The sequence below is a fragment of the Paraplanobispora takensis genome (assembly GCF_016863195.1).
In the GTDB taxonomy this organism is placed as follows: domain Bacteria; phylum Actinomycetota; class Actinomycetes; order Streptosporangiales; family Streptosporangiaceae; genus Planobispora; species Planobispora takensis.
Map to the genome: position 1 here is coordinate 41,693 of NZ_BOOK01000044.1, position 11,790 is coordinate 53,482.

Here is an 11,790-nt window from a genome sequence, read left to right on the forward strand (position 1 = left end):
ATGGTAGGGATGTGGCAATAGGGTTTACGAGCTATGACCGGGAACGTACGCAATCGCGGGCGCAAGCCCTTTTTGTGGCTGCTCGCCTTCGGCGGGGCGGCCATGCTCCTGGTCGGCGGCAGCGGTGTCGTGAGCGTGCCCGCCACCCCGGCCCCCATCGCGGCCCCCACCGGACCCGCCCCCGGCGCACCCGCCCCGACCGTGGTGGCGCAGGTCGCGGCCCCCTCCGGAGCGGCGCCGGCGGTACGGCCCACCGGAGCGCTCCACCCCGTCGGCGGATCCGCGACGGCGCCCGTTCCCACCGTGAGTCCCCTTCCCACCGCGAGCCCCGTTCCCACCGCGAGCCCCGTTCCCACCGGGACGGCCCAGGTCCCGGTGACCCCCACCCCCGCGCCGGAGCCGGACTCCGACCCGCGGGAGATCCGCCCGGAGACGCTGCTCGTCAACGGCCGTCAGCAGCCTGTCAAGGTCCGCGTACCCCGCTCCGCGGGCGGCCGTTATCGGGTCGCCCCCGGCCAGGCCGCTCCTCCCCGGGGCAAGGGGAAGGTCATCCGCTACATCGTCGAGGTCGAGCGCGGGCTCCCCTTCGACGCGGAGGAGTTCGCCCGCGAGGTGCACCGGACCCTCAACGACCGGCGCAGCTGGGGATTCCGCTTCAAGCGGGTCTCGCGCGGGCCGGTCGGGATCCGGGTGTCGCTGTCCAGCCCGGCGATGGCGGACCGCCGGTGCCTGCCGCTGCGCACCCTCGGCGTACTGTCGTGCTGGAACGGCGGGCGCGCGGTCATCAACGCGATGCGCTGGAACGAGGGCGTGCCGGGCTACCGCGGCGACGTCGCCTCCTACCGGGAGTACGTCGTCAACCACGAGGTCGGCCACGGACTGGGCCACGGCCACGTCTCCTGCCCCGGTCCCGGCAGACGCGCCCCGATCATGCTCCAGCAGACCAAGTCCCTGCACGGCTGCCGCCCCAACCCCTGGCCCTTCCCGAAGCGGTGACCGCACGGCCCTCCTCTCAGAAGGGCGCGGCGCACCGGGACCCCACGGGCACCGGCGGCCGGGCACCTGGCGTACGGTCGCGGTAAAACCCCGTCGAAGGGCCTGCCCGTGTCCGTCGCCCCCCATCCCCGCGTCAGCCTGGACGCCATGCTGCGGGACCTGGAGGATCTCGTCGCCTGCGAGTCCTTCTCCGCCGACCTCGCCGCGGTCGCCCGCAGCGCCGGAGTCGTCGCCGAGCAGGGTGCCCGCCTGCTCGGAGCCGGCCCCGAGACGATCGTCGTCGACGGCGTCACCCACCTGCGCTGGACCTTCGGCACGCCCCGGGTGCTCGTCCTGGGCCACCACGACACGGTCTGGCCGATCGGCACGCTGCGGGACATCCCCTGGTCGGTGACCGGCGGGATCGCCCGGGGGCCGGGGGTGTTCGACATGAAGGCCGGTCTGGTCCAGGCGTTCCACGCGCTGGCCTCGCTGCCGTCGCCGGAGGGGGTGTGCCTCCTGGTCACCGGTGACGAGGAGGTCGGCTCGACGAGCTCACGCGCCCTGGTCGAGGAGGCGGCCCGCGGGTGCGCGGCGACGTTCGTCCTAGAGGCCGGCGCCGACGGCGGCGCGCTGAAGACCGCACGCAAGGGCACCTCGAACTATGACGTCGTGGTGCACGGCAAGGCCGCCCACGCGGGCCTTGAGCCGGGCAAGGGCGCCAACGCCGCGATCGAGCTGGCCCACCAGATCCTCGCCGTCGAGGGCATCGCCGCCCTGGCCGACGCGGAGGACCTCGGCGGCGCGGGCGGCCGGGGTACGGCGGGCACCGCCGTACCTGAAGCCCCGGGAGCCGGGGGCGTGATCGCGCCGGGGATGGGGACCACGGTCACGCCGACGGTGGTGAGCGCCGGGACCACGGTCAACACGGTGCCCGCGCTGGCCCGTGTGTCGGTGGACGTGCGGGCGCCCTCCCTCGCCGCGCAGGAGCGGGTGGACGCGCTGATGCGGGCGCTGTCCCCGCGGCTGGCCGGGACCCGGCTGGAGATCCTGGGCGGCCCGAACCGGCCGCCGATGGAGGAGTCCTCCTCCGTCGGGTTGCTCGCGCTCGCCCGGCGGATCGCCGCCGGACTCGGTCTCGGGCATCTGGCCGCCACGGCCGTGGGCGGCGCCTCCGACGGCAACTTCACCGCGGGCGTGGGGTGCCCCACCCTCGACGGGCTCGGCGCGGTCGGGGGCGGCGCCCACGCCCGCGACGAGCACGTGATCGTGGCCGAGATGCCGGGCCGCACGGCGCTGCTGGCCGGGCTCGTCGAGGCGGTGCTGACCGGAACGGCGGCACGGTGAACCGCTGCACCCGAGGGGACGGCACGAGATCGGCGGGGACGGCATGAATCGCGACGCGACGAGCGGTGACGGCGCGGACCGTACGGCGGGCGGGGTCGTGGTGCGGGAGCTGCACTCCCTGCAGGAGTTCGGGGAGGTCTTCCGGCTCTTCGAGCGCATCTGGCGGCCCGACCCGGGCAATCCGCCCGCCACGGTCGAGCTGATGCGGGCGCTGTCGCACGCGGGCAACTACGTGGCCGGGGCCTACGAGGACGGGCGGCTGGCCGGCGCCTCGGTCGGGTTCCTGGCGGCCCCGGCGGGCAGGGCGCTGCACTCCCACGTCACCGGCGCCTCGGCCGGGCGCGGGATCGGGTTCGCCCTCAAGCTCCACCAGCGCTCGTGGGCCCTGGAGCGCGGCCTGGACCGGGTCACCTGGACCTACGACCCGCTGGTACGGCGCAATGCCCACTTCAACCTGGTCAAGCTCGGCGCCCTGCCGGAGGAGTACCTGCCGTCGTTCTACGGTGCCATGGGGGACGCGATCAACGCCGGGGACGAGTCGGACCGGGTCCTGGCCGTCTGGCGGCTGGCGGAGCCGCACGTGGCTGCCGCCGCCCGGCGCGAGCCGTACCTGCCGGATGTGCCGGCGGAGGCGGTGACCGGGCTGGGCGAGCGGGACGGCCGCCCGGTCGCCGGGCGGACCGACGCGCGGGTGGTGCTGGTGGCGGTGCCCGACGACGTCGAGGACCTGCGGCGCCGGGACCCGGAAGCGGCCAAGGCGTGGCGGCACGCCGTACGGGAGGTGCTGGGCGGACTCATGGAAGAGGGCGCAAAAGTCACCGGATTTCACCACAAATCGTGTTATGTCGTAGAACGCCCCTCCTGATCGTCACTCCCTGCCCGGCCCGAACCACGTCCGAGGAGAGCCAATGAAGATCACCGGAGTCGAGCTGCGGCGGATCGCGATGCCGCTGGTCGCCCCGTTCCGTACCTCGTTCGGCACCGAGACGACCCGCGAGGTGCTCCTGGTCCGGGTCGTCACCGCCGAGGCCGAGGGCTGGGGCGAGTGCGTGGCCATGGCCGAGCCCCGCTACTCCTCCGAGTACGCCGACGGCGCCGCCGACGTGCTGCGCCGTTTCCTCGTCCCCGCCCTGCCCCGGCAAGCCGACGCCCAGGCCGCGGGCCGGGCGATGGAGCCGTTCAAGGGCCACCGGATGGCCAAGGCCGCCCTGGAGACCGCCGTCCTGGACGCCCGCCTGCGCACCACGGGCGAGTCCTTCGGCTCCTTCCTCGGCGCGTCCCGCGACCGCGTCCCCTGCGGCGTCTCGGTCGGCATCATGGACTCCGTCCCCGAGCTCCTCGACGCGGTCACCGGCTATGTCGAGGAGGGCTACCTGCGGATCAAGCTGAAGATCGAACCGGGCTGGGACCTGGCGCCGGTCCGGGCCGTGCGCGAGCGCTTCGGCGACGACCTGCTGCTCCAGGTCGACGCCAACGCCGCCTACACCCTCGCCGACGCCCGCCACCTCGCCGGGCTCGACGAGTTCGGCCTGCTGCTCGTCGAGCAGCCCCTGGCCGAAGACGACCTGGTCCAGCACGCCCGGCTGGCGAAGGTGATGAGGACCCCGATCTGCCTGGACGAGTCGATCGAGTCCGCCGCGCACGCCGCCGCGGCGATCTCCCTGGGCGCCTGCTCGGTCGTCAACGTCAAGCCCGGCCGGGTCGGCGGCTATCTGGAGGCCCGGCGCATCCACGACCTGTGCCGGGCCCACGGCGTCGCCGTGTGGTGCGGCGGCATGCTGGAGACCGGCCTGGGCAGGGCGGCCAACGTCGCGCTGGCCGCGCTGCCCGGCTTCACCCTGCCCGGTGACACCTCCGGCTCCGGCCGCTACTACGCCGCCGACATCACGCCGCCGTTCGTCCTGGACGACGGCCACCTGCCGGTCCCCGCGGGCCCCGGTCTCGGCGTGGATCCGGTACCGGAGATCCTGGAGGAGGTCACGGTCTCCACCGAGTGGATCGCCCTGTGAGCACCCGCTCCGCCTCACCCGACCCTGGGCGTGGCGCGGGCGCCGAAGTGCACGTACGGCGAGCCGTCGGCCAGCTCGTAGAAGACCACGGGGATCCACTGGGGGTCGCCCTCCGGACGGCCGACGAAGGTGGTCTCGTCCACCGGCACGAGGTCGAACTCCACCGGCGGGCGGAGCCCGGCGAGCGTGCCGGTGGCCTCGCTGCGCAGCCGGAGCCGCCCGTCCTGGAGGGTCAGCGTCACCCGGCTCCCCGTCCGTTCGTACCGTCCGGCGTAGCGCCCGGCGTCCACCTGCGCGGGTGTGTCCGGCGGCCCGAGCACCGGCGGCACGGTCAGGCCGAGCAGCTCGTCGAGCAGTTCGGTGATCAGGGTCCGCTGGAAGGCCGCGGTGTGGCCGCCGTTGGCCAGCACGCACACCGCCGTCTCGCTGCCGGGCACCGCCCAGAGCATGGCCGCCTGGCCGACGGTGTTGCCGCCGTGGGAGAGGATCCGCCGGCCGTCCCACTCGTCCAGGATCCACCCGATCCCCCATTGCCTGCCCATGGTGTGCGGGTTGGGGATCTCCACCTGCGGCTCCCACATCGTCTCGGGGCCGGCGAGCAGGCCGGGGCCGAAGTGGGCGCGGGCGAAGGCCACGACGTCCGCGGGCCGCGAGCAGATCAGCCCCGCCGGGCCGACGGCCCGCATCAGCCCCCAGACCGGGCTGGGGGCGCCCTCGACGTGGCCGACGGCGGCACGGAAGCGGATCACGTCCTCCGGCAGGGTCCAGGTGTGGGTCAGGCCGAGCGGGTCGATGATCTGCTCGCGCAGCGCGACGTCCCACACCTCGCCGGTGAGGCGCTCGACGATCCGCCCGGCGATGACGAACCCGGAGTTGCCGTAGGACTGCGTGGCGCCGAGCGGGTGGTTGCGCGCCAGGTCGGCGCAGGCGGCGACGTACTTCTCCAGGCAGTCGTCACCGCGGCCGGTGTCGATGAACAGGTCGCCGTCGATGCCGGAGGTGTGCGAGAGCAGGTGACGGACCGTCACGGACTCGGTCAGCTCGGCGTCGGCCACCCGGAACTCCGGCAGGATCTCGGCGACGCGCGTGTCCAGGGTGAGCTCGCCCCCCTCGATCAGGAGCATGATCTGGGTCGCGGTCCACACCTTGGTGATCGATCCGATCTGGAAGAGCGAGTCCGTGGTCGTCTCGACCCCGGTCCCGGTGTTGAGCACACCCGCCGCGAACTCGTGGACCCTTCCCTCATGGAGGAAGGCCAGGCCCGCGCCGGGGACCTCGAACTCCTCGATCAGCTCCGCGAGCCGTACCTGCCAGCGACCGGGGTCCGTTGCTCCAGCCACCCGTTGCCCCTCTCTCCCGCTCCGGCCATCGCAAGGATCATCCATCGGGACCGGGAGGAGGGAAAGGCGGCTCCGGCCCCGTGACCGCGCGCCGCCCGGCCGGAGGCATACCTTCGCGGCGCGGGGTAGGGGCGGGTCATGGACATGAGGACGCCGAACACGAAGCGGGGCGGGATCGGGGCCGGAGCGCAGGCCGGGATCGGAGGCGGCGCCACGGCGGGATCCACCCCGGGACCGGGGCCCGCCGCCGGTACCGCGGGACCCGGATCCGCCACCGGTACGCCCGGGAGCGGCGCGGCGGGATCCGGGTCCGCCGCGGGTACGGCGAGCCCGGCCCTTCACGCCGTCCCGGACCCCGCGGCGGGCGAGCGCCCCAGGACGCTGGCCGGAGCCCGTCCCAAGACGCTGGCCCGCACGCTGCTGGCCGTGACCGCGACGGCCGTGGCCGGGAGCGTGGCCACCACGGCCGCGTCCCGGTGGTACCAGCGGCTGCGCAAGCCGTCCTGGCAGCCGCCGTCCTCGGCCTTCGGACTGGTGTGGACCCCGCTGTACGGGCTGATCGCCCTCGGGTCCGCCCGCGTCCTCGACCGCCGGGAGGGCGCCGGGCGCCAGGCGTTCGCCGCCCAGCTCGCGACCAACCTGGTCCTCAACACCGGCTGGACGCTGATCTTCTTCCGGGCCCGCTCCCCCAGGCTGGCGCTCGCAGAGATCGCCGCGCTCAACGCCTCCAACGCCGCCCTGATCCGGCAGGCGTGGAAGACCGACAGGACCGCCGGCGCGACCCTGCTGCCCTACGGCGCGTGGACGCTGTTCGCCACCGCGCTCAACACCGCGATCGTCCGCCTCAACCCCGAGGAGCGCTGATCCCGGCCGCCGGGGCGCCGGACTCACTCACCGGGAGCGCCGGAGTCTGCCGCCGCTCAACGGCCCGCCCAGGGTGCTGCGGCGATCCTGGAGGCCATCGTGCGGGCGTCCCGCTCGTGGTCGACCGCCTCCGGGCGCTCCGCGATCGCGGTGGCCTGCCCGAAGTCGAGGTACGTCACCACCGTCCTGCCCTGACGCATCACCACGCCCCGGTAGTGCCCGTGCGTGCCGCGGTCGTCCCGGTAACGCTGACCGGCCACGAACAGCGCCTCCTGGCCGATCGCCAGCGGCTCCCACCGCCACACCGTGACGGTGCCGTCGGTGTGGGTACGGCGGGCGCACCTGTCCAGGGCGCCGCGGTGCCCGGCCATGGCCGCCCGGGCACCGTACTCGTCGCGGTAGACCGTCATCCGCTCGATCTTGTACAGGGTCGGCGCGACCAGCGCGATCTGCCGGCCGGCCACCCGCTCACCGTCCTCGGCCGGCGGCGTCTCGCAGGGGTTCAGCAACGGCGGCAGGCCCGGCTCGTCGGTGCGCTCCCACCGGACCTCCGGCTGGTCGCCCAGCGGCCGCCCGGCGTCGTCCTCGTGGGCGAGGAACCCCTCGGGGATGACGATCCCGGCCTCGGCGGAACCGGTGACCGTCGGAGTGATCGGCGGGAACACCGCCGCCAGGTCCTCCTCGGGGCGGGAGGCCGCCAGGCCCCAGACGGCCGCGCCCACGACGATCACGGCGACCACGACGGCGGCGACGACGAGATGTCTGCGCATGCCTCTGATACACCGGCCGGTGCCGTCCGGTTCCCCTTCACCCCGCAGGTGGGCGCCGCCCTACCGGAGCATGCAAAATTTTGCGCGTCACGAATATTTTCTGATCCAGAAAAAATTGCTAGGGTGGTCGTCGTGGACACCGGACACGACAGGCGTACGGGGCTGCGAGAGCGCAAGAAACAGGAGACCCGCCTCGCGTTGAGCTGGGCGGCCATCCGCCTCACCGTGGAGCGCGGGCTGGACGACGTCCGGGTGGAGGACATCGCCGCCGAGGTCGGCGTCTCGCCCCGCACCTTCAACAACTACTTCTCCGGCAAGGGTGAGGCGATCGCCGCCCGGCACCTCGAGCGCGCCCGGAAGATCGCGGTGGAGCTGCGCGCCCGTCCCGCCTCCGAGCCGCTGTGGGAGGCGATCCCCAACGCCGTGGTGGCGCAGTTCTCGCTGGGCGAGAAGGTCGAGGACAAGCACATGACCGACGAGCAGTGGATCGCCGGGGTCCGCCTGATGGTCGCCGAGCCCGCGCTCCAGGGCGAGCTCTCCAAGGCCAACGCGGCGGCCGAGGCGGAGCTCGCCGCCGCGGTCGCCGAACGCACGGGCACCGACGCCGCCCGTGACCTGTACCCGCGACTGGTGGCCGGCGCCGTCGGAAGCACCATCGCGGTGGTGATAGAGCACTGGCTGCACGCCGACCCGCCCGTCCCGATCATGTCGTTGCTGCTCGACGCCCTCGATCGGCTCTCGGCGGGACTGCCCGTTCCCTGATCCGCGCTCGCTCCTGGTTCCGCGCGTCCCCGACCCCGCGCTCGCTCCCCGACCGATCAGCCCATGGATCGCACGAACAGATCGGATGAAGCGACCGGCGCCGCCGGTCCGCCCCGTCATGCCCTTTTCCAGAGGCGTGACCTCTCCCAACGTGACCTCCCGAGGAGGATCGTCATGTCCGCTGACGTCGTCATCGCCGGAGCCGGCCCGAACGGGCTGATGCTGGCCTGCGAGCTGAGCCTGGCCGGAGTGCGGCCGGTGGTGCTGGAGCGCCTGCCCCGGCGCGCTCAGGAGAACCGGGCCAACGGCCTGGTCGGCCAGGTGGTGCGGATGCTCGACCGCCGGGGCCTGCACGGGCGCCTCAGCGGCGATCAGGGACCGCCGCGGCCGTTCCCGGGTTTCGTCTTCGGCGCGCTGCCGCTGGACCTGGGCATGCTGGAGGACAACCCGCTCTACGGGCTGCAGGTGCCGCAGCTGCGCATCGAACAGGTCCTGGAGGAACGCGCCGCCGAGCTCGGCGCCGAGATCCGCCGGGGACACGAGATCACCGGGCTGTCCCAGGACGCCGACGCGGTCACCGTCGACGTCACGGGCCCGGAGGGGCCCTACCGGCTGCGCGCCCGCCATCTGGTCGGAGCCGACGGCGGCCGCAGCCTGACGCGCAAGCTGTCCGGCATCGGCTTCCCCGGCGCGACCAGGGACACCACCGTCTCCCGCACCGCGCAGGTCACCGTACCGGCCGAGCTGGTCGACCCGGCCACCGGCGGGCTGAACCTGCCCGGTTACGGGCGCATCCCGCCGTTCATGCACCACCGCACCGAGCGCGGTCTGTTCGCGTTCGCCCCGTTCCCCGACAGGCCGGCGCTGGTGACCACCCTGGAGTGGGACGCGGAGGCCGCCGCCGACGGACGGGCGACGCTGCCCCTGCGGGAGCTGCGGGAGAGCGTCCGCCGGGTGCTCGGGACCGACCTGCCGCTCGGCCCGCCCGAGGGGCCGGGCCCGCACCTGCTGCGCCGGCTGACCGGGGGTAACACCCGGGTGGCCGAGCGGTTCCGGGACCGCCGGGTGCTGCTGGTCGGCGACGCCGCGCACGTGCACTCCGCGATCGGCGGGCCCGGGCTCAACCTGGGTCTGCAGGACGCGGTCAACCTGGGCTGGAAGCTCGCCGCCGAGATCCGCGGCTGGGCCCCGCCCGGCCTGCTGGACAGCTACGAGACCGAGCGGCGGCCGGTCGCCCTGCGGGTGAGCATGCACACCCGGGCGCAGTCCGCGCTGGTCTCCCCGGGCAGCGAGGTCACCGCGCTGCGTGAGCTGTTCGCCGAACTGCTGCGCGAGCGGGACAACGTCCAGCACATCGCGGATCTGATGTCCGGCGCGGACATCCGCTACGACATGGGCTCCGGTGACGTCCATCCGCTGACCGGCCGCTGGGCCCCGGACCTGACGCTGGAGACGGGGGACGGTCCCGTCCGGCTCGCCGAACTGACCGGGGACGCCCGGCCGCTGCTGCTGGACCTGACCCCCGGCGGGTCGCTCGCCGGGGAGATCTCCGGCTGGCACGACCGGGTGGACGCCGTCTCCGCCCGCCCGCACGACTCCGCCGGTCCGAACGGCTCCACCCGCCCGCGCGACTCCGCCGGTCCGAACGGCCCCGCCCCGGCCGCCCTGCTGCTGCGGCCGGACTGCTACGTCGCCTGGGCCTGCGACTCGTCCCATCCCGGCGCCGAGGAGCGCCTGGCTCTGCGCACCGCCCTGGAACACTGGTTCGGCACCGCCGCCGTCCCCTCCCCGGTGTGACGGCGCCGTTCGGAGCGCCCCGGCACGCGCCTCGCCCACCGGCGTGACCGGGCGCCGGCGCGACCGGATCCGCCGAGACGGCATGCTGGGCACCATGAGTTATCACGTGTGCGTGGTGTGCCTGGGAAACATCTGCCGCTCCCCCATCGCCGAGGTCGTGTTGCGCGAGACGCTCGCCGAGCACGGACTGGACGGGCTCGTCACGGTCGACAGCGCCGGGACCGGGGGCTGGCACCAGGGCGGCCCGATGGACGAGCGGGCCGCCGCGGTCCTGGCCGAGCACGGCTACGACGGCTCCTCGCACCGGGCCAGGCAGTTCCTGAAGGAGTGGTACGGCCACGCGGACCTGGTGCTGGCGATGGACGGCGAGAATCTGCGCGCCCTGCGCCGCATGGCCCCGCCCGGGGCCGACGTGCGCCTGTTCCGCTCCTTCGACCCGGCCGCCCCGCCCGCCGCCGAGGTCCCCGACCCCTACTACGGCGGCCCCGAGGGATTCGCAGAAGTACTGGAAATGGTCCGGGCCGCCTCCGAAGGCCTGGCCAAACACCTGTCGGAGACCCTCCGCCCCTCGGACTCGTGATCTCGTGGCAGAACTCGTCGAGGTGTGACGAATCCGGTCCCTTTACGTTGTAGATCTGAAGTTGTGACCGGCGCGGCGGCCGGAGGCCGCCGCGCCGTGGGGGTGATGTTCCCGAGGTGGCCGAAGGTCAGCCTGCGCTGCAGGAGACCGTCGGCCAGGTCCGGTTGCCGTTGTGCTGGATCGTCACGCCCCAGTTGTTGCCGCCGCCGTTGGGCCTGGCGGTCAGCACCTGGGAGCTGGGATAACTCGCGCCGATGTTCCACGTAGCGATGATCTTCGCCGGTGACGGCACGTTCATCGTCACGGTCCAGCTGCCGGAGCCGCCGACCGAGACGTTGAGGTTGTACCGGTCGCTCCACTGCCGGCCCGCGGACAGCGACGCCGTACAGCCGCCGCCGGGGGTCCCGCCGCCACCGCCACCGCCACCGCCGCCGCCGGTGGAGCCGCCCACCGTGATGTCGGAGCTTCCGCTGCTCTGGTATCCCTCCGTCGCCATGATCATGTAGTCGTGGCCGCCCAGGTTCATCCCGTACCGGGCCCAGGCGTCGAAGTGGTTGCCGGAGGTTATGGTCCCGCCGGTCCGCTTCGACTGCCGGACGCTCCAGTACTGGTTGAAGGTCCTGGTGCCCTCGATGGAGGGGGCGTTGTAGCGCGTCGTCTGATAGATGTCGTAGGTGCCGCCATCGGTGGTCACCGTGCCCTTGTAGGTCCCCGTGGGCCGGTAGGTGCCCCAGTTGTCGACGATGTAGTACTCCACGAGCGGGTTCCTCGTCCACCCGTAGAGCGTCAGGTAGGCGTTCCCTGACGGGTTGAAGCTGCCGGAGTAGCTCACGGTCCTGCGTCCGCCGGTGCTCCAGCCCTTCCCGGCGACGAAGTTGCCCGTGTTGCGCCACGAGGTGCTGTAGTTTCCGCCGGACCCCAGGTCCATGGAGACCGTTCCGGAGCTGTCTGTCCAGAACGAGTAGAAGTAGCCGTTGCTGGTGCCGGTCTGGTTGGAGGTCACGGGGGCCGCGCTGGCGATGCCGGGCGGCGTCGCCACGACCAGGACCAGCGCCGCGGCCACGGTGCAGGCACGGCCGACGAGCAGCCTGAGGCGGCCGCGGCGTCTCGGACGGGCGGGGGCGTCGTTCATGTGCGTGCTTCCTTCTCGTGAAGGCCGGCGGGGGGCCAGGCGGCGCGATACGACCCGCGGGAGCATGGGACGGTGAACGGCTCGACTCGGCAGCGGTCCGGCCCCGCCGGTTACGAAATTATCGTCGCGACGGCGAAAGTATCGGATCGCTCTTGACCGACTGTCAACGACCTCTGAAATATCGCAACAGCATTATCCGGATTAAGAGCCTGCC

The 11,790-nt window shown here is 73.3% G+C and carries 11 protein-coding genes; 8 read left to right on the forward strand and 3 right to left on the reverse strand.

Going from position 1 to position 11,790, the window contains the following annotated elements; translation table 11 throughout:
* Window positions 1-33: 33 nt before the first annotated feature.
* From Pta02_RS42050 to menC, 4 genes are all read left to right on the forward strand, one after another.
* The gene (locus Pta02_RS42050; protein ID WP_275423625.1) at window positions 34-996 is read left to right on the forward strand and encodes a DUF3152 domain-containing protein; all 963 of its coding nucleotides are present in this window, start codon (window positions 34-36) and stop codon (window positions 994-996) included.
* Window positions 997-1,104: 108 nt separating this feature from the next.
* A complete protein-coding gene (locus tag Pta02_RS29185; RefSeq protein WP_239131308.1) occupies window positions 1,105-2,322 on the forward strand; it encodes a M20 family metallopeptidase in 1,218 nt (405 codons plus the stop codon).
* A 43-nt stretch (window positions 2,323-2,365) separates the two neighbouring features.
* Window positions 2,366-3,187: a GNAT family N-acetyltransferase gene (locus Pta02_RS29190; RefSeq protein WP_203878175.1), complete on the forward strand. Its 822-nt coding sequence runs from the start codon at window positions 2,366-2,368 to the stop codon at window positions 3,185-3,187.
* 43 nt (window positions 3,188-3,230) lie between these two features.
* Window positions 3,231-4,331, forward strand: coding sequence for an o-succinylbenzoate synthase (gene menC, locus Pta02_RS29195; protein WP_203878176.1), 1,101 nt, complete (start codon window positions 3,231-3,233; stop codon window positions 4,329-4,331).
* Between the two features lie 14 nt (window positions 4,332-4,345).
* Here menC and Pta02_RS29200 read toward each other — a convergent pair whose 3' ends face one another.
* A complete protein-coding gene (locus Pta02_RS29200) occupies window positions 4,346-5,671 on the reverse strand; it encodes a serine hydrolase domain-containing protein (RefSeq protein ID WP_239131309.1) in 1,326 nt (441 codons plus the stop codon).
* A 138-nt stretch (window positions 5,672-5,809) separates the two neighbouring features.
* Between Pta02_RS29200 and Pta02_RS42055 the strand changes: the two genes are divergently transcribed.
* Window positions 5,810-6,535, forward strand: coding sequence for a TspO/MBR family protein (locus Pta02_RS42055; RefSeq protein ID WP_203878178.1), 726 nt, complete (start codon window positions 5,810-5,812; stop codon window positions 6,533-6,535).
* Window positions 6,536-6,591: 56 nt separating this feature from the next.
* Here the strand turns inward: Pta02_RS42055 and Pta02_RS29210 are convergent, their stop codons facing one another.
* The gene (locus tag Pta02_RS29210; RefSeq protein ID WP_203878179.1) at window positions 6,592-7,305 is read right to left on the reverse strand and encodes a hypothetical protein; all 714 of its coding nucleotides are present in this window, start codon (window positions 7,303-7,305) and stop codon (window positions 6,592-6,594) included.
* Between the two features lie 132 nt (window positions 7,306-7,437).
* On the opposite strand from Pta02_RS29210, the gene Pta02_RS29215 reads away from it, so the two are divergent.
* The 3 genes from Pta02_RS29215 to Pta02_RS29225 all read left to right on the forward strand — a co-directional run bounded on the left by Pta02_RS29215 (window position 7,438) and on the right by Pta02_RS29225 (window position 10,444).
* Window positions 7,438-8,067: a TetR/AcrR family transcriptional regulator gene (locus Pta02_RS29215; RefSeq protein WP_239131310.1), complete on the forward strand. Its 630-nt coding sequence runs from the start codon at window positions 7,438-7,440 to the stop codon at window positions 8,065-8,067.
* A 174-nt stretch (window positions 8,068-8,241) separates the two neighbouring features.
* Entirely contained in the window at window positions 8,242-9,864 is a 1,623-nt protein-coding gene (locus Pta02_RS29220; protein WP_203878181.1) for an FAD-dependent monooxygenase, read from the forward strand.
* A gap of 94 nt (window positions 9,865-9,958) precedes the next feature.
* Entirely contained in the window at window positions 9,959-10,444 is a 486-nt protein-coding gene (locus Pta02_RS29225) for a low molecular weight protein-tyrosine-phosphatase (RefSeq protein ID WP_203878182.1), read from the forward strand.
* A gap of 127 nt (window positions 10,445-10,571) precedes the next feature.
* On the opposite strand, the gene xynA is transcribed toward Pta02_RS29225, so the two are convergent.
* Complete coding sequence (gene xynA, locus Pta02_RS29230) at window positions 10,572-11,576, reverse strand: endo-1,4-beta-xylanase XynA (protein ID WP_203878183.1); 1,005 nt, start codon at window positions 11,574-11,576, stop codon at window positions 10,572-10,574.
* Window positions 11,577-11,790: the final 214 nt, after the last annotated feature.